This window comes from Deltaproteobacteria bacterium, assembly GCA_019308995.1.
Taxonomy (GTDB): Bacteria; Desulfobacterota; Desulfarculia; order Adiutricales; family JAFDHD01; genus JAFDHD01.
The window spans coordinates 23,324-46,742 of record JAFDHD010000006.1; the positions used below are offsets into that span (position 1 = coordinate 23,324).

24 protein-coding genes and 1 pseudogene are annotated in these 23,419 nt (G+C 50.5%); all 25 read left to right on the plus strand.

Going from position 1 to position 23,419, the window contains the following annotated elements:
• Positions 1–4 precede the first annotated feature (4 nt).
• Positions 5–1,186: a lipid-A-disaccharide synthase gene (gene lpxB, locus JRI95_02275; protein ID MBW2060369.1), complete on the plus strand. Its 1,182-nt coding sequence runs from the start codon at positions 5–7 to the stop codon at positions 1,184–1,186.
• Positions 1,183–2,964: an ATP-binding cassette domain-containing protein gene (locus JRI95_02280; GenBank protein MBW2060370.1), complete on the plus strand. Its 1,782-nt coding sequence runs from the start codon at positions 1,183–1,185 to the stop codon at positions 2,962–2,964. The genes lpxB and JRI95_02280 overlap by 4 nt, the downstream gene beginning before the upstream one ends.
• A 15-nt stretch (positions 2,965–2,979) precedes the next feature.
• Positions 2,980–3,609 carry a phosphatase PAP2 family protein gene (locus tag JRI95_02285; GenBank protein ID MBW2060371.1) on the plus strand — a complete coding sequence of 210 codons (630 nt, stop codon included), beginning with the start codon at positions 2,980–2,982 and terminating at the stop codon, positions 3,607–3,609.
• 70 nt (positions 3,610–3,679) lie between these two features.
• A complete protein-coding gene (gene lptF / locus JRI95_02290) occupies positions 3,680–4,825 on the plus strand; it encodes an LPS export ABC transporter permease LptF (protein ID MBW2060372.1) in 1,146 nt (381 codons plus the stop codon).
• A gap of 11 nt (positions 4,826–4,836) precedes the next feature.
• Complete coding sequence (gene lptG, locus JRI95_02295; GenBank protein MBW2060373.1) at positions 4,837–5,916, plus strand: LPS export ABC transporter permease LptG; 1,080 nt, start codon at positions 4,837–4,839, stop codon at positions 5,914–5,916.
• A 52-nt stretch (positions 5,917–5,968) separates the two neighbouring features.
• A pseudogene (locus JRI95_02300) lies at positions 5,969–6,409 on the plus strand (ORF6N domain-containing protein).
• A gap of 69 nt (positions 6,410–6,478) precedes the next feature.
• The gene (locus tag JRI95_02305; protein MBW2060374.1) at positions 6,479–7,357 is read left to right on the plus strand and encodes an SPASM domain-containing protein; all 879 of its coding nucleotides are present in this window, start codon (positions 6,479–6,481) and stop codon (positions 7,355–7,357) included.
• A 176-nt stretch (positions 7,358–7,533) separates the two neighbouring features.
• Entirely contained in the window at positions 7,534–8,136 is a 603-nt protein-coding gene (locus tag JRI95_02310) for a phosphatase PAP2 family protein (protein ID MBW2060375.1), read from the plus strand.
• Positions 8,137–8,272: 136 nt separating this feature from the next.
• Entirely contained in the window at positions 8,273–9,571 is a 1,299-nt protein-coding gene (locus JRI95_02315; protein MBW2060376.1) for a 3-deoxy-D-manno-octulosonic acid transferase, read from the plus strand.
• Between the two features lie 38 nt (positions 9,572–9,609).
• A complete protein-coding gene (gene lpxK, locus JRI95_02320) occupies positions 9,610–10,644 on the plus strand; it encodes a tetraacyldisaccharide 4'-kinase (GenBank protein ID MBW2060377.1) in 1,035 nt (344 codons plus the stop codon).
• 5 nt (positions 10,645–10,649) lie between these two features.
• Positions 10,650–11,738 (plus strand): lipopolysaccharide heptosyltransferase II, encoded by a 1,089-nt coding sequence (gene waaF / locus JRI95_02325; GenBank protein ID MBW2060378.1) that lies wholly within the window; start codon positions 10,650–10,652, stop codon positions 11,736–11,738.
• Positions 11,739–11,757: 19 nt separating this feature from the next.
• A complete protein-coding gene (locus JRI95_02330; GenBank protein MBW2060379.1) occupies positions 11,758–12,288 on the plus strand; it encodes an HAD-IIIA family hydrolase in 531 nt (176 codons plus the stop codon).
• Between the two features lie 31 nt (positions 12,289–12,319).
• Positions 12,320–13,351, plus strand: coding sequence for a lipopolysaccharide heptosyltransferase I (waaC, locus tag JRI95_02335; protein ID MBW2060380.1), 1,032 nt, complete (start codon positions 12,320–12,322; stop codon positions 13,349–13,351).
• Positions 13,352–13,491: 140 nt separating this feature from the next.
• Positions 13,492–13,662 (plus strand): Trm112 family protein, encoded by a 171-nt coding sequence (locus tag JRI95_02340; GenBank protein ID MBW2060381.1) that lies wholly within the window; start codon positions 13,492–13,494, stop codon positions 13,660–13,662.
• A 1-nt stretch (position 13,663) separates the two neighbouring features.
• Positions 13,664–14,467, plus strand: a complete 804-nt coding sequence (locus tag JRI95_02345; GenBank protein ID MBW2060382.1) for a polysaccharide deacetylase family protein — start codon at positions 13,664–13,666, stop codon at positions 14,465–14,467.
• An 18-nt stretch (positions 14,468–14,485) separates the two neighbouring features.
• A complete protein-coding gene (locus tag JRI95_02350) occupies positions 14,486–15,241 on the plus strand; it encodes a glycosyltransferase family 2 protein (protein ID MBW2060383.1) in 756 nt (251 codons plus the stop codon).
• Positions 15,242–15,260: 19 nt separating this feature from the next.
• Entirely contained in the window at positions 15,261–16,370 is a 1,110-nt protein-coding gene (locus JRI95_02355; GenBank protein MBW2060384.1) for a glycosyltransferase family 4 protein, read from the plus strand.
• 127 nt (positions 16,371–16,497) lie between these two features.
• Positions 16,498–17,127: a class I SAM-dependent methyltransferase gene (locus JRI95_02360; GenBank protein MBW2060385.1), complete on the plus strand. Its 630-nt coding sequence runs from the start codon at positions 16,498–16,500 to the stop codon at positions 17,125–17,127.
• 107 nt (positions 17,128–17,234) lie between these two features.
• Positions 17,235–18,221 (plus strand): glycosyltransferase family 4 protein, encoded by a 987-nt coding sequence (locus tag JRI95_02365; protein MBW2060386.1) that lies wholly within the window; start codon positions 17,235–17,237, stop codon positions 18,219–18,221.
• Between the two features lie 169 nt (positions 18,222–18,390).
• A complete protein-coding gene (rfaE1, locus tag JRI95_02370) occupies positions 18,391–19,386 on the plus strand; it encodes a D-glycero-beta-D-manno-heptose-7-phosphate kinase (GenBank protein MBW2060387.1) in 996 nt (331 codons plus the stop codon).
• A gap of 181 nt (positions 19,387–19,567) precedes the next feature.
• Complete coding sequence (locus tag JRI95_02375; GenBank protein MBW2060388.1) at positions 19,568–20,866, plus strand: UDP-glucose/GDP-mannose dehydrogenase family protein; 1,299 nt, start codon at positions 19,568–19,570, stop codon at positions 20,864–20,866.
• 7 nt (positions 20,867–20,873) lie between these two features.
• Positions 20,874–21,419 carry a DUF4416 family protein gene (locus tag JRI95_02380; GenBank protein ID MBW2060389.1) on the plus strand — a complete coding sequence of 182 codons (546 nt, stop codon included), beginning with the start codon at positions 20,874–20,876 and terminating at the stop codon, positions 21,417–21,419.
• Positions 21,416–22,294 (plus strand): YicC family protein, encoded by an 879-nt coding sequence (locus tag JRI95_02385; GenBank protein MBW2060390.1) that lies wholly within the window; start codon positions 21,416–21,418, stop codon positions 22,292–22,294. Before JRI95_02380 ends, JRI95_02385 begins: the two co-directional genes overlap by 4 nt.
• Positions 22,295–22,309: 15 nt before the next feature.
• Entirely contained in the window at positions 22,310–22,786 is a 477-nt protein-coding gene (locus tag JRI95_02390; protein MBW2060391.1) for a DUF370 domain-containing protein, read from the plus strand.
• 9 nt (positions 22,787–22,795) lie between these two features.
• Positions 22,796–23,401, plus strand: coding sequence for a guanylate kinase (gmk, locus tag JRI95_02395; GenBank protein MBW2060392.1), 606 nt, complete (start codon positions 22,796–22,798; stop codon positions 23,399–23,401).
• Positions 23,402–23,419: the final 18 nt, after the last annotated feature.

Here is a 23,419-nt window from a genome sequence, read left to right on the forward strand (position 1 = left end):
AAAGATGGATCGTTCGAGGGATTCTATCTTGACCCGGATTATGATCGCGGCTGGTGAGGCCTCCGGCGATCTTCACGGTTCCAATCTGGTTCGCGTGGCCTTAAGTTTTAATCCTGACCTCAAGTTTTATGGGATCGGGGGAGAGAAACTCAAGGCAGCCGGGGTTGACCTGTATTTCGACCTGGAGCACCAGGGACTCTTCGGTCTAACTGAGATTGTCACCAGCTTGAGAAACACCCTCAGGATTTTAAGGACTCTAAAGAAATCACTGCATGAAGAAAAACCGGCCGCCTTGGTGCTGATTGATTATCCGGACTTTAATCTCAGCCTGGCCAAGACGGCTAAACGGCTGGGGATTCCGGTCTTCTATTACATCAGTCCCCAAATCTGGGCCTGGCGGCGGGGTCGGGTAAAGAAAATCAAGCGATTCGTGGATCGGATGGCGGTTGTCTTTCCTTTTGAAGTGGACTTCTATCAACAGTACGGCTTAGAGGTCTCCTTTGTCGGTCATCCTTTGCTTGATGTTATGACTCCGCCTCGTCCCAAGGCGGAGGTCAAAGTCGAGCTCGGATTCGATCCCTCTCGTCCTTTGCTGGCCTTGCTGCCAGGCAGCCGCCTCACCGAAATTCGTCAGCATTTGGCCTTAATGCTTGAGTGTGCTTTTGAGGCCAGAAGACAGCGGCCCGATCTTTCCTTGGCCGTGGCTCAAGCCGATACCTTTAAGGACGGCGACTTGGCTCCATTTCTTGAAGATGGCCCGGATAAGGTGAAGCTGGTGATCGGGCGGACTCATCTGCTGCAAAACGCGGCCGACGTGGTTCTGACCGCTTCAGGAACCGCGACCCTCGAAACAGCCCTGATGCTGACCCCGATGGTGGTTATCTATCGAGTGCGTCCTTTGACTCACTTTTTTATAAAGCGGCTTGCTAAGGTTGATTATGTGGCCCTAGCCAATCTCATTGCCCGGGAGAGATTAGTTCCGGAACTCTTGCAAAAAGAGGCTCGTCCAGATAGAATTACGGCCGAGCTTATGCGTCTCCTCAATGAGCCTGAGAGCAGAGTTAAAATGATCGAGGGATTGAGACGCGTCCGGGAGAAGTTAGGCGCTCCCGGAGGCAGTCAGCGGGCAGCCCGCCTGCTTTTGGAAACTATGAAGAAAGAGCCTGACCAAGCGTATAACAAATGAAGAATTATCAAAAACTGCTTTCATATGCCAAACCTTACTGGTTTCGTTTGGTTGTGGCGATGATTTCCATGAGCGCCGTAGCTGCCTCAACAGCTGCTATTGCTTTTTTGGTTAAACCAATGCTTGACGAGATTTTTCTGGAAAGCGACCGGCAAAAACTCTACCTGGTTTCGGTTCTGGTAGTCGGAGCTTTCCTGGCTAAGGCGGTCTTCTATCTCAACCAGGCTTACCAGATGAACTATGTCGGACAGACCGTCGTCAACAATCTCCGGGTTGAACTTTACCGGCATTTGCAGACGCTATCCCTGTCATTCTTCCACCGGACTCCCACCGGCGTACTTACCTCCCGAATCACGAATGATGTAAATATGATTCAGCATGCAGTGTCCGAAGGTATTACAGCCCTGATCATGGACGCCTTTACCGCCTGCGGCTTGATGTTTGTTATCTTCTACCGGGACTGGAAACTGGCTCTGGCTGGTATCCTGATCATACCGCTGGGCGTTTATCCGCTTTACTATTTTGGCCGCAAGCTCCGTACTCTATCCAAGCGGGTTCAGATCAATATGGGCGCTCTGACAACCATCCTGCAAGAAACATTTCAGGGGATGCGCATTGTCAAGGCCTTTAATATGGAGGAGTATGAAAACAAACGGCTGGTTAATGAATGCGACCGGCTTTTATCCAATCGCATCAAGGTGGTCACAGTCCGCGCTGTGTCTTCGTCGCTTATGGAAATCCTGGCCGGGTTCTGTATTGCAGGCATTATTCTGTATGGCGGTATAAACGTGGTTAAGGGGCTTTCCACTCCCGGTTCCTTTGTCTCGTTCTTAACTGCATTAATCCTGCTTTACGACCCCATCAGACGTTTAAGCCGGCTGAACGTGACTATTCAGCAAGGTCTGGCCGCGGCTGACCGGGTTTTCGCCATTTTAGACGAGGAGCCTGAGATCAAAGACAAGCCTTCAGCCTTGGTCCTGCCGCCGGTCACCAAAGGGGTTGAGTTCAGAAACGTTCACTTCGGGTATGGTCAGGAAGAAGTCCTCAGAGGCGTGGATCTTGTGGTCGAGGCTGGGGAAGCCTTGGCAATTGTTGGCGCTTCCGGTGTGGGCAAGACTACCCTGATCAATCTAATCCCAAGGTTTTACGATGTTCAGGAAGGAGGGGTCCTCATTGATGGCCATGACATCCGTGAGGTGACTCTTCAAAGCTTGCGAGCACAGATTAGTATTGTCAGCCAAGCCACGATTCTCTTCGATGATACAGTGCTGAACAACATTGCCTATGGCAGCCTGGACAGGTCCAGAGAGGAGATCAAGACTGCGGCTAAGGCCGCCTATGCTTATGAATTTATCATGGGGCTGCCTCAGGCTTTCGATACCCGTATTGGTGAGCGTGGCGTCCGGCTCTCCGGCGGGGAGCGTCAGCGTCTGGCTATGGCTCGCGCTATATTAAAGAACGCGCCTGTCCTGATCCTGGATGAGGCTACCTCATCGCTGGATACCGAGTCGGAATTGGAAGTGCAGAAGGCCCTGCTGAACCTGATGCAGGGCCGGACGACCTTTGTGATCGCCCACCGGCTCTCCACGGTGCGGAACGTCAATCGGATTATTGTGCTTGCTAACGGTCGGATTATTGAGGAAGGTTCCCATGAAGAGCTTATGGCCCTGGGTGGCGAGTATCGGCGGCTCTATGAGATGCAGTTCCGGGAATACGGACAGGTTCCAGGCAGCGACTCTGTTTTCGCTAACAATTTAGCCAAGACGGACATCCTTTAGGTGGTGGCTCCAAATATGACCATATCCATTCGCAGGCGTAAAGGTAAGGTCATATTCACTTTGTGCCTGCTTTGGGTTATCGCCCTTGTGGCCGTTTATGACGTTCCGTTGTCGCAGGCTTTGAAAGCCAATGATGGGCTGGGCGAGATCGTGGCTCGCTATGGCTACTGGATGGGCCACGGTAGTGTCATGATATCTCTGCTGGTTCTGATTTTGATACTCGGCTTTGTTTTTCCGCAAACTCGATTTAAGAGCGCCGGTGCCCGGGCCCTGCTGGCCTTTATCCTGTCAGGAGTTCTGGCTCAGATTATTAAACATCTTGTGGGACGCCCCCGCCCCCGTCTTCTGACAGAGGGGATCCATCATTTTGGCCCGACTCTGGCCTCGGGTCTGGATTCATTTCCCTCTGGACACGCCGCCTCCGCCGTTGCTGTAGCTACCGCTCTTTCTTTTTATTACCCCAGGGCTACGCCTCTGTTTATGTTCATCGCGTCCTTTATCGCTGCCTCCCGGATCTTTAGCGGCTCCCATTTCCCGATTGATATCCTCGGGGGAACAATCCTCGGCCTGAGTGTTGGCCTGATAATCAGTTCTTACGGTCGGCGTTCTAGAGCGATATCCTTCTATGGGGAGTCAGATCAGTGAGATTCGAGGCGGGAAGGCCCGGGGCCTGCTGCCAGCGCCATAAGATTGAGTTGGATCATAAAAGCGAACGATGAAGCGTATCATTCCTCATTACATCATTCGGGAAATTCTGCCAAACTTCTTTGTATCCCTTCTGGTATTCACCTTTATTCTTCTTCTGGCCAAGATTCTGGTATTAACTGAAATGGTGGTGGTCAAAGGGGTTAAACTGGAAACCATCCTCCGTTTCCTGTTATACAGCCTTCCTTTTTTACTTTCTTTGACCATTCCCATGTCCACGCTTCTGGCTGTACTTCTCGCTTTTCTTCGCCTCTCGGGCGATAATGAGATTACTGTCCTCAAATCAGCCGGGGTGAGCCTTTACAGGCTCCTTCCTTCAGTTATACTTTTTTGCCTCTGGACTTACCTGGTGACCAGCTACCTGGTTTTATATATGGTTCCTTCGTCCAATCGGGTTTTCCGGAATGAACTCCTGGCCCTGGCCAAGGTTAGCGCAGACATCGGTGTCAAGGAGGGGATATTCAATAATGCCTTTAAAGAGATGGTTCTTTATGTGGATCACATTGACGTGAGTAAAGGCTGGATGCGAGAAATCTTCATTCAGGACGCTCGGGAAGGTGAGGCGGCTAATGTTATTAACGCTTCCCATGGGCGCATTACCACTGACAAGAAGCAGCGCACTCTTGTTTTTGAGCTTTTCAATGGCGTGATTGACCACATCGAAGAGAGCATCGTTTTCGAGCGTTATGATCTCAAGCTGGATATGGAAAGCGCGCTCTCAGCGGAGAACCTCAGACCACCGGATCAATTCGAGATGAACCAGGACGAGCTGTGGAGGGCGATTGACAACTTTGATCGGTCTGATGTTCGTTATTACCCGTATCTCTTAGAGGCCCATAAGAGGTACTCCCTGCCTTTTGCATGCCTGCTTTTGGGTTTGATTGCTGTGCCGCTGGGGGTTCAAGGCCGCGGGAAAGGACGAAACTGGGGCGTCAGTATGGGGCTGGGAGTTTTTCTTGTTTATTATATTCTTTTCACCGCTGGATTGAGCTTTGGTGAAACAGGGGCTTACCCACCGATCCTGGGAATGTGGGTGCCCAATATCGTCCTTGGCGTTGCGGCCTTATATATGCTGCGTCAGGCTAATCACGAGGCCCCCCTGCATATCGTTTCCCTGCTCGATTTTTTTGAATCACGATTGAGGCCTGGTGAGTGAGGCTCTGAAGCATGAAGGTTGTTAATCGCTATTTACTCGAGGAATTCATTCGCACCCTTGGAATTATTCTGCTTTCTTTTGTCCTGATTTATCTCATCGTTGACTTTCTAGAGAAGATTGATAACTTCCTTGAAGCCGATGTGCCTCTCATAAGAGTGGTCTACTATTACCTGATGTCCATCCCGGCTATCCTCTTCAATGTGGCGCCGGTGGCTGTCCTGGTTTCGGTCATGATCTTCCTGGGTCTACTGGCCAGGCATAGCGAGATCGTGGCGCTGAAGGCCGGAGGGATCAGTCTGTATCGCGTTTCGATTCCTATCTTATGGATGGCATTATTTATGAGCCTGCTGCTGTTCGGGCTTTCCGAGACGGTGATTCCTTACACATCGGCGCAGACCAATGCTATCTGGAATGTGGAGGTGGAAAAGCGCCAGGATACTTCCTCCGGTCGCTATGAGGATGTCTGGTATAAAGGTGAAGGGATTATTTATAACTTCCAGGTTTACGACCAGCCGGCGCGAGTCCTGGAGGGTGTCAGTCTTTACCGCTTTGATGAAAAATTCGTAATCCATGAGCGGATCGAGGCTAAAGAAGCTCGATGGATTGACGGCCGGTGGCTTTTTTTTCAGGGTCTGGTGAAAAGGTATCTTAATGACGGGGAGTTGCGACTGGAGTATTTTGATCAGGCCGTTTTTGAACTCCCGGAGATGCCCGAAGATTTTTCACGCGTCACGCGCTCTCCGGATGAGATGAACTTCGAGAGTTTATACCGTTATGCACGCCGAGTCGAGGCAGAAGGACATGATCCTGTTCGCTATTATGTTGATCTCAACCTCAAGATCGCCTTCCCCCTCATCTGTTTTGTCATGGCGCTCATTGGCCTGCCCATCGCCTTCTGGAGGGAAAAAGGCGGCGGTATCGCTTTGGGGATTGGTGCGGGAATTGGTCTGTCGTTCGTCTATCTTGTCCTGCTTGGCCTGTTCCGTTCACTTGGTTACACAGGCCTTCTTCCGCATGTAGCCGCCGCCTGGCTGCCCGTTTTAATTTTTATCCTGTTTGGATTTTTCTTGTTTACCCTGGTGCGCCAGTGAAAAAGGGTGGCAAATATCGTGAAAAAACCTGTCTTAAAGAGAAACTAAGGTTATCCTGGATAGAGACTTAGCCCAACTTTATGGCGTGGAAACAAAAGCATTGAAGCAAGCAGTGAGAAGGAATATAAAGCGTTTTCCTGTTGATTTCATGTTTGAGTTGACAAAAGATTAATTTAAAAACTTGAGGTCACAAATTGTGACCTCAAGTTGGGGAGGAGCAAGATATTCCCCTATGGCTTTTACCGAACAAGGTGTAGCCATGCTCTCAAGTGTCCTGAACAGTGAGAGGGCGATCCAGGTTAACATTCAGATTATGAGAGTGTTTATTTTCCTGCGGCGGAGGCTGTCTACAAATGAAGATTTGAGAAGACAAATTAAAAGGATGGAGAAGAAATACGACCAACAGTTTAAGGTTGTTTTTGAAGCCATTAAGCAATTGTTGGATAAAGAGAGGAAGCCTAAAAGAAAAATTGGTTTAACCAGCGGAAAGTGAACTTACTATAAATTATTTAATTTAATTTGTATTGTATGATAAAAATAGCTAGACGGAGGATTTGATATCGTGTTTGGCTTCCGGCTCATAGGCCGGCTGACGGCACGGGTGATGGACACGCTCTGGAGGTCTTTCCCGCCAATTGTCAGAATTGAAACCACGAATCGCTGCAATGCGGCCTGCACCTTTTGCCCGCACCTGTCCATGCAGCGGGAGACAGGCGTCATGGACCAGGCCCTTTACGAAAAGCTTGTGATGGAATGCACCCAGGGCGGCTGCCGGACACTGCATCTGCACAACTTTGGCGAGCCGCTTCTTGATCCTGATTTGGCAGAGCGTATTGCTTTTGCCAAAGACGCCGGTATGCGCCGCGTGAAAATTTTTACCAATGGCAGCCTGCTTTCCGGTGAGCGTGCCGAACGTTTACTTGGCTCAGGCCTGGATGAGATCAAAATCAGCATTGATGGCAGGGATGCCGAGGAATTCGCCCGGTTGCGCAAAGGACTGTCGCTGGACATGATCCTCGATAACACACGCCGTTTTCGAGCCATGCGGGATAAGACTGCAGCGAAACGGCGTCCCACTATCATCGCAGCCTGCACCCAGACCTCTGACCGCGGAGCAACCGACCGTTTCCTTTCCAGCGTGGTGGACCGCACTGATTATGGTGAACTTCATAACTGGGGCGGCATCATGAATCCCTTACAGGGGCGCAGGATCCGCAAGCCATGCTCCCGAGTTTGGCAGACATTTACTGTCCTTTGGAATGGTGACGTAGCCCTCTGCTGCCTTGATTACGATGGCAGTGAAATCTTAGGAAATGTCAGGGAAAAACCCATAAGGCAGGTCTGGCAAGAGGAACGCTACCAGGCGATACGCAGACTGCACCGCTTATCCGAACAGGACGCCATCCCGCTTTGCCAGGATTGTTCTAAGAGTTTTTATTAGCTTTTAATCCCTCACCCTGTTTCCCGACAAATTGACTCCTATAAAAAGCTGGGGCTAATAGCCTTTAAAAGCAAGGGAATGGCTTAGGTTCACCTTGACTTTACGAGGGGTCTTTGATAGATTTTAGTAAAAATATGAGGTGGTTTGCTTAAATCTACTATTAGATTCTTAGTGTGATGCTCGATTCTTTGCTTAAGATTGACCGCATCCTTTTTTATGCCATCAACCAAGGCACCAGGAATGCGGTTTTCGACTGGCTGATGCCTGCTGTTTCCTGGCAGTACCTGTGGGTTCCGCTGTCCTTGATTGTCCTTATTTTCTTAGTACGCTCCACATGGCGAACCAGATGGATTCTGATCATTTTAATCCTGGTTTTTGTTACGGGCGATGCCTTTAACAGCCGGGTTTTGAAACCATTATTTACTCGCCCCCGGCCTTACAGCAGTTTAACGCAAGTTCATTTACATAAGAATCACTGGGAAGTGACACCGGAGCTCAAACCAAAAAATCCAAACCCGACCAGCTCTTTTCCTTCGACGCACGCTGTAAACGCCGCCAGTTCCGCAACGGTGCTGATCTGTTTCTACCCGCGTTTCTGGCCGCTTATGGCGTTTCTGGCCGCGCTGATCTGCTACTCCCGTGTTTACATCGGCGTCCATTATCCATTTGATGTTTTGGCAGGGGTCCTGGTTGGACTGTTCCTGGCCGGATCGGTCTTGGTCGTTCAAGCTTTAATCAGGCGCCGGGTCCAGGTTCGTTTTTTTAATGGAGGCAAGTAGTGCTTCCCGTGAAGGAATTAAAGACGATTTGCCCAAAAATGAAATTGACAGCTCAAGAATCGGCTTTGTAATTTATGAAAAGCCAGACAGGTTTCTCTGCGATTTTTTCAATCTCAGCGAAGAGTAGTCTCCTGAAATGATGTTTCCTCTTTACACATTGGCTTACTGTGGGGCAACCATGGCCTTGTCGCCTTATTACCTGGTCAAGGGTCTGGCTTCCGGAAAATACCTCTGGAGCCTTTCCGCCAGGCTGGGTGTGGCAGACATCAGTCTTGAGCCCAAGTCAACCTTTAGAATCTGGGTTCACACCTTGAGCCTTGGGGAGACTCTTTCTGTCTTGGCGCTCATCACCCGTCTCAAGAATGAAGGTTATGAAGTTTGTCTGTCCACTACGACCCGGAGCGGCCGCCAGATCGCTCGAGCAAGATTTTCGGAAAAAGCCAAAATCATACAGTTCCCTTATGACTGGCCGCCGGCCGTAAGACGTGTTCAGGATAAGGTTCAGCCTGACCTGTTCGTGCTGGTGGAGACAGACATTTGGCCTAATTTTCTGGCTCGTCTTGAGCGCGAAAGAATACCGATCGTGCTCATAAATGCCAGGGTTTCCCCACGTTCTTATGCGCGTTATCGTCTGGTCAAGAGGTGGTGGCGACGGGTGCTGAATTTATTTACTTTCATCGGTGTTCAGACTGTCCTTGATAAACAGCGGATGCTCGATCTGGGAGCTGGATCGGATCGAGTCGTGGTGACCGGGAATCTCAAATTCGACCAACCTCAGCCTGAAGCCGGTTCAGGAGTTCTTGAGTCCTTACTGGCTGAGAGCGGCCTGCCTCGAGGCGTTTGGCTGGTAGGAGGCAGCACTCATCCTGGTGAGGATGAGGCTTTACTTGAAATTTTTACTGAACTCGCCCCCAGTTTTCCTGAGCTAAAGCTTTTGTTAGCCCCGCGAAATAAGTCCCGGTTTGAACCGGTCTGGCGGCTGATTCAGCAACGGAATTTGAAGGCGGCGCGCCGGAGCGGTCCGAAGCCGTGTGCCGATATAAAAATATTTCTGCTTGACACCCAGGGCGAACTGGAGAGGTTCTTTGAACTTGCTGATGTGGTTTTTATTGGTAAAAGCCTGCCCGGTTCAGGAGAAGGCGGGGGCCATAATCTGCTCGAACCGGCAGCTCATTTCAAACCGGTCCTTTTTGGTCCCAGGATGCAGAATTTCAAAGAGATTGCTCAGTCAATACTATCAGCCGGGGGAGGTATTCAGGTGGCTGACCAGGAGGAGTTGAAAATGGTCCTGAGCACTCTTTTGGCCTGTCCTGAAAAACGCAAAGAGCTGGGACAGCAGGCTCGTGGTGTGGTCGAGGCTCACCAGGGGGCGGTTGATCGAAACATGGACCTCATAACCCGGGCTCTTGCTTTGCGAGGTACAGTAGGCTTGTGAAACTTGCGGCCAGCCTGTATTCAGAGCGTCCGGGACTCATGCGGCGTCTGTTGACTTATGTTTACGGCGCGGGGGTCGGTTTTCGCCTTGAGCTTTACCGGTCCGGCCGGCTTAAGTCCGATCGCCTTCCGGCGCGGGTCATCAGCGTGGGTAATCTTGTGGTCGGCGGAACAGGCAAGACCCCGACCGTGATTTTCATTGCCAGACGGCTGCATTCAATGGGCGTCCGAACCGCCGTGCTGAGCCGAGGTTACCATGGCCAGGCCCGGCGTTCGATTAACGTGGTTTCTGATGGAGCGGAAGTGTTTCTCAGCCCGAGGCAGGCCGGGGACGAGGCTTATCTGATAGCTGAGTCACTGCCCGGCGTGGTTGTGCTGACTGGTAAAGATCGTTTACTCCTCGGCCAGCACGCTATTGATCGCTTTCAGACCCAGGCCCTTATTCTGGATGATGCCTTTCAGCACTTAAAACTGAAAAGGGATGTCAATCTGCTGCTCCTGGATGCGACTCAGCCCTGGGGCAACGGCTGGATATTACCGGCTGGTCCTTTACGTGAACCCAGGTCCCAGGCCAGCCGGACCACGGCCTTTCTTATCACCCGGGCCGAGCAGGAGCCTCAGCAGCTCAGAGAGGAGTTGGGAAAGGACTTTCCCGGCCGACCAGTATTTTCAGCGCGGTACCGACCAGTTTCACTGACCCGGCTTCTTGGCGGCGGGCAGGAGGATCCGGGCCGTATGGCTGGACAGAGGGTTTTGGCGTTTTGCGGTTTGGCCAGGCCTCACGATTTTCTTAATACTTTAACGGGGCTCGGCGCTGAAGTGGCTGGATTCGTTGACTGGCCCGATCATTTTCAGGCCCGGCGCAGTGACCTTCTTTCCCTGGCGGCCAAGGCCAGGGAATTGGGTGTCACCAAGGCTGTGACCACGACCAAAGATGCAGTGAAATTATCAACCAGGGAACTAAGCAAGTGGGGGCTGCCATTGGAGATATGGGTCTTGGGGGTAGAGCTTGAGGTCCTGGACCGAGAAGATGAATTTATGGCTATGTTGTATCCAAGTCAGGAGGCCTCCTGACTTTCATGGATATTGACCCGCAAAACGTTCGGCGCATCCTGGTCCGTTCAACCAATTGGGTTGGAGACGCGCTGCTGAGTACGCCAGCTTTGGCCTCTCTGAGGGATAACTTCCCTGAATCTCATCTTTCCGTCCTGGCTAGAAAGTGGGTCACAGCGATCTATAAAGATCATCCGGCGGTGGATGAGATCATGGTCTACGATGTTGAAGGGAGACACAAGGGCTGGTCCGGGTTCATTCGGCTGGCAAGTGAGATTCGCAAGCAGCAGTTCGATCTGGTGGTGCTCTTTCAGTACGCCTTTGGCGCAGCCTTGCTTACCTGGCTGGCGCGGATACCCGAGCGCATAGGGTACAATACCGATGGCCGCGGACTTTTACTCAATCGGGCCGTCTCGCGCCGGTCTGGGGATAAGAAGATTCACGAGGTTGAGTCTTATCAGGGGCTTATTCACCGGTCCGGCTTGAGGATTATACAGTCGAGGCCGGTTTTTCATTTAAATCCTGTGGCTGAAAAACTGGCTTCCGCCAGACTGATTGAATTGGGTTTGAACGATTCCTTTCTCTTGGGTCTTGCGCCCGGGGCCGCATATGGTCAGGCCAAACAGTGGCCTCAAGAAAAGTATGCCAAAGCGGCTCAGATTATTCTTGAGCAGAAAGGCGGGGCGGCCTTGCTTTTTGGCAGTCAGGGTGAGGCTGCGGTTACCAGGAAGTTGAAAGAGTTACTACCGGTACCGGTATATGATCTGGCCGGGCAGACCGACCTGGCCGGGGTTGCAGCCTTGATAAAGCGCTGTCACCTGTTTTTGACTAATGATTCGGGGTTGATGCATGTTGGAGCGGCAGTGGGCACGCCTCTGGTGGCCGTATTTGGCTCGACCACTCCGGTGACCACGGGCCCGGTTACAGGCCAGGCCCGCGTGATTTACCATCCGGTTGATTGCTCCCCATGCTTTAAGCGTGTTTGTGACCAGCCGAGCCATCTCTGCATGGACCTGGTCACAGTCGAAGAGGTTGCCGCAGCCGGACTTGAACTGCTGGAGAAAGGAGGCGAGCTTGGCAACGAAACTCAGACGGGCCGTTTTTCTGGATCGTGATGGGACGATCAATGAGCAGATGGGCTATATTAACCACCTCGATCGTTTTGTACTTCTTCCCGGCGTTGCTCCAGCCATAGCCCGGCTTAACCGGGCCGGTCTGGTGGTGGTCGTTACGAGCAATCAGTCCGGAGTAGCCCGCGGCTACTTTTCCTGGGACCTGGTTGAGGCGGTCACCAAGAGGATGAAGGATCTTTTAGCCCTGGATGGGGCGAGGCTGGACGGTATTTACTACTGCCTTCACCATCCGCAGGCTGAAGTGCCTGAATATCGGAAAAACTGCGAATGCCGCAAGCCCCGTCCTGGCTTGATTCAGAAGGCGGCAGCCGAATTGAAGCTGGACCCGGCTCGTTCCTTTACTATCGGAGATAGAGTCTCTGATCTCATACCCGGCCGGGCCGTGGGGGCTCGAAATATACTCGTGCTGAGCGGATATGGGCGGGGTGAGCTGGAGTATGTCCTGCCAAAAGCTGATGTTAAGCCTGATTATGTGGCTGATGATCTTGCCCGGGCCGTGGACTGGATTCTTAATGAGATTGAAGCCGAGTGAACATTAATCATTTTAAGGGAAACTATTCTTTTTGAACATTCTGATAATCAAACTTAGCGCCATCGGCGACGTGGTTCTGTGTCAGCCCTTCCTGGACGCACTGCGGCAGACCCATCCCCAGGCTCGCCTGACCTGGCTTGTCGAGGAGGCAGCGGCTGATATTGTCACGGATCACCCGCAGCTTGATCGCGTTCTGATTTTACGCCGCAAATCATGGCTAAGAGAAATCAGAAAGGGCCACATTAGTTCGATCATCAGGGAGGTGCGCTTTTTCCTGAAAGACCTGCGGTCAGAGAGATATGATCTGGTTATTGACTTGCAGGGGCTGTTCAAGAGCGGTGTTTTCGCTTTCCTCAGCCGCGGGCATCAAAGGATGGGTTTTGACCGGTCTCGGGAACTAAGCCACCTTTTTTACAACCAGCGCATGAAACCGTATGATCGTGACCAGCATGCCTTACTCCGCAACTTAGACGTGGCCGCGCTCCTGGGGGCCGAAGTTGACAAGAATCCTGAATTCAATCTGCCTTGCCATGAGACCGCGGCCAAGCTGGCGAAGCGGCTCTTAACCGGAGCTGACAAACCCAGGGTCGTAATCAATCCGGCCGCCAGGTGGGTCACCAAGCTCTGGCCCGTGCCGCGCTGGAGGGAACTGATCCAGCGGCTGGTCAGGGACCTGAAGGTCCAGGTAATACTTACCGGCGGGCCGGATGACACAGTTTTAAATCATCAAATTATTCGAGGGAATCACGGGACTCTGGATGTAACCGGTCAGACCAGCTTGAAGGTTTTAACGGAATTGTTCCGATCTGCTGCCGTGGTCGTCTGTCCTGACACCGGGCCGATGCACCTGGCCGTTGGGGCGGGGGCCCCGGTGGTGGCCCTTTTTGGACCCACCGCCCCATGGCGCAGCGGCCCTTTTGGCCCGGAGCATCTTGTTTTAAGGCGGGACCTGGACTGCAGTCCGTGTTTTCGTAAAAAGTGCCCGGATCCGAAATGTATGACCGGTTTGAGCGTGGATGAGGTTTTTGAGGCGGTTCGGACGAAGATTGAGCAAGGCCGGTAATGCTCGTAACTTCATCGTCTGCAAGCATAATAAGGGAATGAGACCTGGGCTTAAAAATGAGATCATGTGTGGTTATGAAAAAGGTTGCAAGATCTCTATAATTTCTGAGATAAATAGTTACAACTTTTAAGGAGGGTGAAATGCCTATCAGTCAGGAGCTTTTAGAAATTCTGGCCTGCCCCAAATGCAAGGGAGACCTCAAACTGACCGAATCGGAAGATGGTCTAATCTGTGAAAACTGCCAGCTCCTTTACGAGATACGGGATGATATTCCCATAATGCTCATTGACGAGGCGAAGCCTCTTAGCTGAAATGGCAATATGGCCTTTCATCATTGCCTCCCTGGGCCTGGCCGGCGCCGGTCTGGCCGCGCGGTATACCTTCTGGCGTCCTAATCAGTCCGGGGTGCCAGCCTTTATGTATCATTATATTACCGATGAACTTGAAGGAACGAAGTTAAAAAAACTTCGGGTCAGCCCCTCGACCTTTGCCTGGCAGATGGACTACCTCAAGAGCAAGGGCTATCATAGTATCGGCTTGAGAGAATATTATCTTCATCTGACTGCCGGTCAGAACTTGCCTGCACGGCCTTTCATGATAACTTTTGACGATGGAGCCCGGGATTGCCTGACCCAGGCGCGGGATGTCCTGGAGAGCCGGGGTTTCACGGCTGCGGTCTTCGTGGTCACCGATCTGGTCGGCCAAACGAATGCTTGGGATCGAGACAAGAATGAACCTCTGGTAAGCCTTCTTAACTGGGAAGAGTTAAAGGAGCTGATTGAAGCTGGTTGGGAGGTGGGTTCTCACACCAGAACCCATATGGATTTAACGACCTGCACGAACAAGGTCCTGGCCGAAGAACTTGCCGGGTCCCGTGATGCGCTGGGAGAAAAACTCGGGGTTGACGTCCTGGCCCTGGCCTATCCTTATGGCCATGTCAACGAAGCGGTAAAAGAGGCGGCGCTTAAAGCCGGCTACCGGCTGGCCTGGACTATCCAGGCCGGGAAGAACGAGGTCAGCGATGATCCGTTGGAACTGAAACGAATCATAATCAAACGCAAGGATACTCGTCTTGACTTTGCCCTCAAGCTTAAAAAAGGAAAAAGCACCCTTTAAGGCTTTATCAATAGTTATATTATGGAAACCTTATCAGCAGCCATAATCACCTTAAATGAGGAGGCCAACATTGTTGACTGTCTCAGGAGTGTCTCCTGGGCTGATGAGATCGTGGTCGTGGATTCGGGAAGCGCTGATCGGACAATCGAACTGTGCCGTGAGTATACAGATAAAGTCTATATCCGGGAGTGGGCCGGTTTTGCCTCTCAAAAGAACCAGGCCTTTGACTTAAGTGCCGGGAGCTGGATTTTGAGCCTGGACGCGGACGAGCGCGTCTCGCCGGAGCTGGCTGCAGAGATCGCGGGGCTTCTGCAAAATCCGCAGGCCGAAATAGCCGGTTACTTCCTGCCTTTCAAGGTTTTTTACCGGAATAAGTGGCTCCGGCATGGCGGCTTTTATCCGGAGAAACACCTGCGTCTGTTTCGGCGTGATTGCGGGCGCTTCAGGCCGCAAGCCGTGCATGAAGCGATCCAGGTCGAAGGGAAGCTAGGGACCTTGAAGCATCATGTGGAGCACCATACCTACCACTCTGTCAGGGACTATCTTGAACGGATGGGACGCTATTCCACTTTGGGGGCTGAAGAGTATCTGCGTCAGGGCCGGAGCACCAGTCCCTTGAGGATGAGCGGACATGCCGCTTTCACTTTTTTCAAGATGTTTGTCTTGAGGCGAGGATTCCTGGACGGGTATGAGGGGTTTTTAATGGCCTGCCTTTACAGCATCTATACTTTTGTCAAGTACGCCAAATTAATGGAGCTTACTCGAAACAGATGACGCACCTGGAGGACAGGGCGTGAAACTGGCCTTGATCCGCAAGCGCTACACCGATTTCGGCGGAGCAGAGCGCTATGTAAGCGCCTTGGCCCGCCGGCTGGTTGAGCAGGGTCATGAGGTGCATATCCTGGCCCGGGAGTGGGAGGCAGCTCAAAATGAGGGCCTTGTCTTTGACCGCATTCCGCGGGGCAGAGGCCCGTCATTTATCAGTTTACTCACCTTTGCCCGGGATGTGGCCCGAAAGGTCTATGCAGGCGATTTTGATTTGGTGCATAGTTTTGAGAGGACATACTCGCAGGATATCTTTCGGGCTGGCGATGGATGTCACCGGGAATGGCTGGCCAGGCGATCCCAGGCCTTTGGGCGGGGAAAGGCCCTGCTCGATACTATTAATCCAAGACACAAGGCCTTTCTATATCTGGAAACCAGGCTTTTTTCCGATCCAAGGCTTAGATGTGTCCTTGTCAACTCGAAAAGGGTCCGGGAGGAGATCCTCCAGCATTACCAGGTACCTGAGCAGAAGATCCGGGTGGTTCACAACGGCCTGGACCGCGACCGGTTTCATGCGGGTCTTTGTAATAAATACAGGGAAAGCGTTCGGCAGGAACTGGATTTGGCTCAGGACGAGCCGGTGGCCCTTTTCGTTGGCTCGGGTTTTGTCCGCAAGGGCCTGGCTGATGTGATTCGAGCCTTAGTCAAAATTGACATCAAAGTTCTGGTTGCAGGGCAGGGCCGAATCAAACCTTATGAATCCCTGGCTCGAAAGCTAGGGGTCATGAATCGAGTTTTCTTTCTGGGGCCCCGGCTGGACGTGGAACGGCTCTACGGGGCGGCTGATGTTTTTGTCCTGCCCAGTCTGTATGAACCCTTTTCCAGCGCCTGCCTGGAGGCCATGGCCGCGGGGCTGCCTGTAGTCACCACCGCAGAGACCGGCGCGGCCGAAGTCATCGAGTCCGGCCGCAATGGATATACCGTTGATTTTCCGGTTGAGACCGATGAGCTGGCTGAAAAGATCAAGCGCGGCCTAAAGATTGACCGGGCCGGTCTGCTCAAGACCAACGAGAAGATTTTATCTCTCTTTGATTGGGAGAAGAATCTAGGAAAGACCCTTGAGGTATATGCCTTATAAATACATTCTGATTTGACATGAAGTGTGATAAACCGATTGAAATTATAAATAGGTTATTGTGTTTAAAAGTGCGAGAAAGACGTTAAAAAATATTATCAGCCTTCGATCGTCTCCTGATCCTGACTCAGTGGCTGGTATTATAGATCAGTTTCATAGGCTTTACTATGACGCCGGGAAGTTAAGGAAAACCTGGGTTGACACATTTTGGCTCGGTGTTCCAATACTGAAGTGTCCGCTGGATCTCTGGATTTACCAAGAAATTATTTTTGAGAAGAGACCGGATGTAATAATTGAATCTGGAACCGCCTCTGGAGGGAGTGCTTTGTTTCTGGCTTCCATGTGTGACTTGGTAAATAATGGGAAGGTTATTACGATAGATATTGAAGATCGAAAAGACAGACCTCAGCATGAAAGAATAGTCTATCTCCTGGGCTCATCTATATCAAAGGAAATTGTATCACAAGTCAAAGGCTTAATAAGCGATAAGGATAAAGTGATGGTGATTCTGGATTCGGATCATCATAAAGAACACGTGCTAAATGAGATAAGAATCTACCATAAATTGTTAACCAAAGGGAATTATCTAATCGTGGAAGATACAAATATAAATAATCATCCGGTCTATCCAGAATTCGGTCCGGGCCCGATGGAGGCAGTTGAAGAATTCCTGAAGGAAAATAGGGAGTTTGTGGCGGATAAAAACAGAGAGAAGTTCTATTTGACTTTTAACCCCAAAGGTTATTTGATAAAAATATAGATAATGGAAACGTTTTAATAAATCAACTATATTTGTTATCTAAACAGCGGCTAACAAGGCAGAAATTATCAGAGCATTTGTAAAAAATACTTTCCTTAAGATCAAAGATGAATAAAAAAGTTCTGTTTCTAATTCAGGATGAGAAGATGCCGAGCAGCCGCGTCAGGGTTGTGAACCTCCTGCCTGAATTGAAAAAACAAGGCATTCAAACGGAGACAACTAAGTATCCAAAAAAAAGCCTTGATAAAATGAGGATGTTAAAAGAATGCAGGCAGTTTGATATTGTTTATGTACAGAAAAAATTACCATCACCATTTGATGTAATAGGTCTTAAAATATTTTCCAGGAAACTGTTCTTTGATTTTGACGATGCTATTTATTACAGACATGATCTGAGTGAATCTCTTATTAGCAGGACAAGATATATCAAATTTAAATACATTGTAAAGAATGCAGATATAGTAATCGCAGGCAACAGAATATTATCTGAATATGCCAGCCAGTTTAACAAGAACGTGGTTGTCATACCATCCAGTGTGGAGATTAGGGATGTCCCATCCAAAGACCATGAAGTTTCTCATGATAAGATTGTTATTGGATGGGTCGGCGGCGAAGTGAATTTGCACCACCTTAGTGAATTAGCTCCGGTTTTCCAGAAGCTCTCTCAAGAATTTAAAATTCAAATAAGAATTCTCAGCAGTAAAAAGATAGATATCCCTTCAGTAGAAGTGCTTCATATCCCCTGGAGACTTGAGACACAGGAAAAAGAGATAGCTTTTTTCGATATAGGCGTAATGCCTTTACCAGGTAACAAACACGCTGAAGGAAAATGTGGATATAAGGCCTTACAATACATGGCGGCAGGAGTGCCACCCATTGTCTCCGATGTCGGTATCAATAAGGAAATTGTTGAACATGACAAGGAGGGATTTGTGGCGCCGACTAAAGATGAATTTTACAATTTTTTGAAAATTCTCATATTAAATAAAGACCTGAGGAAAAAAATGGGATATTATTCGCGCCAGAAAGTTGAAAACTATTTTTCTATTCCTCTAGCAGGGAAAATGCTTGCTGATACCCTGAGGAGTTGTTGAAATAAATAATCGTCCGGGATTATCTATTATCCTGGCCAGATACAGACATCTTGCCTGCAATCGCCAAGGCGGATCAGCCTGTTTATAAATTATTGACCTTCGAGGTGCAAGGAACTCAAAGGGATTCCTGGTGGATATTACCTAAAGAATCGAGTATAAAGGTGGGAAGATGAATTCAATGTTTGATACTTCTAAGCTTGTTGAGGCCATTGATCGCTTTTCTGAGGTCAAGATCCTGATCATCGGAGATGTCATGATGGATGAGTTCATCTGGGGCACGGTCGAACGGATATCCCCGGAGGCCCCAGTCCCGGTGGTGAATGTGACGCGTGAAACTAGGGTTTTGGGCGGAGCGGGTAATGTGATCAATAATGTCGTTTCCGTGGGAGGGCAGGCCATGCTTGCAGGCGTGGTCGGGCCGGACAGGATGGGCCGCAGAATCATCAGTATGCTTCAAGATCTAGGCAGCAGCCCTGATGGTATCTTTATTGATGAAAACCGGCCGACTACCATCAAGACCCGTATCGTGGCTCAGGCACAGCAGGTGGTTCGTTTTGACCGCGAAAAAAAGGATTCTTTAAAATCGAAAATGACCGAAAAAATCCTTAATTTCCTTAATGAGCTGGCTGATTCTCTGGACGCGGTCATCATCTCTGACTATGGAAAAGGTGTGATCTCACTCGAATTGATGGACGGAGTTCGGCAATCCCTTGAAGGGCAGAATGTTATCATCACCGTTGACCCCCAGATCAACCATTTTTTGTTTTACCGAAATGTTACAGCCATAACCCCTAACCACTATGAAGCCGGAGCGGGCGTGGGGGTTAAAATTGATTCGGAAGAAAGTCTCGAACAGGCAGGCAACATGCTCATGGATGGGCTTAACCTGGCCTCAGTGCTTATCACCCGGGGCGAGCAGGGAATGGCTCTTTTTGAAAGAGACCTCTCCCCGGTGCATATCCCGGTCGTAGCCAGGGACGTCTTTGACGTTTCCGGAGCTGGTGACACGGTTATTGCCGCATTAACCCTGGGTTTGGCTGCCGGGTTGTCCTTTCAGGAAGCGGCCGCCTTGTCCAATTTCGCCGCAGGCATAGTGGTTGGTAAGATTGGGACGGCTGCAGTTACAGCCGAGGAACTTAAGGCGGCGGTTATAAATATCGAGTAACTAGTCGCCTCTGAGGCCGCCATGAACCAATCCATAAAAAAAGAGATTTATTGGAACACGTAATACCCTTATCTGACTTCAAATACAGGCAGTGCTGTCTATTGTTGACTTTTCGACTTTGAGGGGATATTTTTTGATTCTATTTTTTAGAAATCCTGAATGAAAATCTTGAGGGCATTGAATGAATATCTGTGTAATAGGTTCAGGCTACGTGGGATTGGTTACCGGAACTTGCTTTGCTGAGTTCGGATTGAATGTTATTTGCCAGGACAAGGATAAGTCCAGGATCAGCGATCTAAAAGCTGGTCGGGTGCCAATTTATGAGCCCGGCCTTGAGGAGCTTTTAAACAAGAACCTTCGTGAAGGCCGGTTGACTTTTACGACTGATATTAAATCAGGAGTTCAGCAATCCCTGGTTATTTTCATTACTGTGGGCACTCCATCCACCGCTACAGGGGAGGTGGACCTGGAAAGCGTCAGGGAGGTTGCCGCCCAGCTAGGCCAGAACATGAACGATTACAAGGTGATCGTAACCAAGAGCACTGTCCCTGTCGGCACCTGTCAGATGATCGAGGACATCATTAAAGAGAACCAGGTCGAAGAGCATTCCTTTGATGTCGTTTCCAATCCGGAGTTCCTCCGTGAGGGCTCGGCCATCGAGGACTTCATGCGGCCCAATCGAGTCGTGCTTGGCGCCAAAAGAGAGCAGGCCTTGGCCATTGTCAAGGACCTTTACCGGCCGTTATATTTGATTGAAACCCCCTTTGTTTTGACGACTATCGAGACCGCGGAGCTGATCAAGTATGCGGCCAACGCCTTTTTAGCGACCAAGATTTCCTTCATCAATGAGATAGCCAATCTTTGTGAATTGGTCGGAGGAGACGTGCGCCAGGTGGCCAAGGCCATGGGCCTGGACAATCGCATCGGGCCGAAATTTCTCCACCCGGGTCCAGGTTATGGAGGTTCTTGTTTTCCAAAGGATACCCGCGCCTTTGCCCATCTGGCTCGATCAAAAGGGTACGACCTGAAGATCGTAAACGCCGTTATCGAGGTGAATCAGAGCCAGTGGGAGCGCATGGTAGAAAAGATCGAGATGGCCGCAGGGGGCCTTGCCGGCTGTCATATTGCCTTTTTGGGTCTGACCTTCAAGCCGAATACCGATGATATTCGTGAAGCCCCGGCTGTCTTTATCATTCAGAAGCTGATTGAGAAGGGAGCGAGGGTCAAGGCCTTTGATCCGGCTGGTATCCCAGACGCCCGGCAGTTTATGCCCGAGGTTGAGTACACGGATGACGCCTATGAGACCATGAGCGGGGCCGACCTCCTGGTCATCGCCACGGAGTGGAATCAGTTTCGCAACCTTGACTGGGAAAGGATTAAAGGCCTGCTCAAAAAGAATACCGTGGTTGATCTCCGTAATATCTACGAGCCGGTCAGGATGCGTGAACTGGGCTTTGCTTATACTTCCATCGGTCGGTAGGTCACAGGTGAGCCAGCTTAAAGACCCGGCGCCGGTTAAGCCCATGGTCGCTATGTTTTCGGCGAGCCGCAGAGCCATGGTGGAAGCGAGCCGGATGCTTGAAAGCGAGATTGGCCGGATTGACTTTATCAGTCAGGAATTTCCCTTTGACCAGACAACTTACTATCAGGAGGAGATGGGTGGGCCGCTCAGAAAGAGATTTTTTTCAGCGGAAAAATTGATAGACCCAAATGACCTGGTTGATTTAAAAATTTGGACCGTTGAGCTTGAGGCCAGATTTTCCGATGATATGGCCAGGCGCCAGGTGAACATTGATCCTGGATATATCTCAATCGAAAGGCTGGTCTTAGCCACCGGTAAAAATAATGTTCATCGCATTTACCTCGGCCGGGGCGTCTGGGCGGACCTGACCCTGATTTTCCAGCAAGGTGAATTCAGGCCACTGCCTTGGACTTATCCTGACTATGCTTCTGAAGCGGTGCGCACGGTAATGCAAGACATAAGAAGGAAGTACCTGGATCAGCTTCCGCCTGAGGCAAAGGAGCGCAAATGATTTTGAGCATGACCGCTTTTGGTCAAGCTAGAGGCAGGATTCTGGATCGTGATGTGACCATAGAAATACGCTCGGTCAATAACCGTTTTCGTGATATAATCACTCGCGTTCCCAAGCTTCACGCCTCACTGGAGGATCAGATCAAAAAGATTGTCGCCAACCGCGTAAACCGGGGCCGGGTGGAGGTTCGGGTTCAGGTTGACGAGTCCTCGTCAAAAAGACAGAATCTAAAGCTCGACATGGACCTGGCGCGGGTTTACCACGATTTGCTGCTTCAGCTCAAAGAAGAAATAGGTCTGGCTGACGAAATCCAGTTGGCGCATTTTATGGATTTGGGTGATATCATCGTTTGGCAGGAAGAGGAGATTGATCTTGACGCTTTCATGGCCGGGTTGGTTCCTGTACTCAATGAAGCCCTTGACCACCTGATTCAGATGCGTTCTGCCGAGGGGGAGGCAATTGCTGCCGATTTTAAAGAGCGCCTGGATGTGATTTCATTGCACCTTGGTGAGATTGATCTCCGCCGGGAGTCCCTGCTTCTTGAGACCAAGGCCCGCCTGGAAGAGAGGGTGAAGGCTCTGACCAACGGGCTTGGACTTGACGAGGCGCGTCTTTTGCAAGAGGTGGCCTATCTCGCTGAAAGGAGCGATATTACTGAGGAGATGGTTCGTCTCAGGAGTCACCTCGATCAGTTTCGATCATATCTCAGCCATGGGGGAGTTGTCGGTCGGCGTTTGGAATTTCTTCTTCAGGAAATGAATCGTGAGGTTAACACCATTACTTCAAAAGCCGGGGACGTGGCCGTTACCAGCGGGGCCATTGAAATCAAAAGTGAACTCGAGAAATTCAGAGAACAGGTTCAGAATCTAGAATAAAACAGAGAGAGGGCTATGAGCGGGAAATTGATCAATATCGGATTTGGCAATTCCATCGTTTCTGATCGGATTGTGGCCATTGTTTCACCGAGTTCGGCGCCGATGAAACGGCTCAAGGACGAAGCCAGGGAGCATCAGCGCCTGGTTGACGCGACTCATGGCCGACGAACCAGGTCAATAATCGTTACGGACAGTTATCACATCATTCTCTCTGCGGTCCCGAAAGAGAAGATTATGAATGCAAAATTAACCGATATCGGATTTGGTAATTCCATTGATTCCGATCGAATTGTGGCCATAGTTCCGTCGAATTCAGCGCCAATGAAACGGCTTAAGGACGAAGCCAGGGAGCATCAGCGCCTGGTTGACGCGACTCATGGCCGACGAACCAGGTCAATAATCGTTACGGACAGTAATCACATCGTCCTTTCTGCCGTCCAGGCGGATACGATTGCCCAGCGTTTTGCCGGTGACGGACAATCCAAGGAATAGCTCACAAGCATGCCTCGACTGATGGTCGTATCAGCGCCTTCGGGCGCTGGTAAGACAACTATCTGCCGCCGACTGGTCGAACAGGTCCCTGATCTTTTTTACTCCGTCTCGTACACCACACGAAAGCCGCGTCCCGGAGAAAAAGAAGGCGTTGATTATTTTTTTTGTGACCGCTCCCGCTTTGAGGCCATGATTGAAGCAGGGGAGTTCTTAGAATGGGCTGAAGTTTACGGACATTACTATGGCACCGGCCGGCAAAAGGTCCTCCAACAACTTAAAAACGGGCGGGACGTCCTGGTGGACATCGAGATAGTCGGGGCCAGGCAGATCAAGGCCGCCTTTCCGGAGGCGGTTTTTATTTTTATCCTGCCGCCGACTTTTCAGGAGCTGGCTCACCGGCTTGAGCTTCGCGGCACGGAGGACGAGGCTGAACAGGACAAAAGGCTTAGCCAGGCCCGAACCGAAATCGAAGCCCATCAGATGTATGATTATCTGGTTATAAACGATGAGGTTGACCGGGCCGTAGAAGACTTGATCATGTTAGTTCGGGCCGAACGTCTTCACCTTCCAAAAGATGATCAATTCTGGAGACGTTTCTTTCAGGATTCGAAATAACTCCGGCGAAGTTTTTAT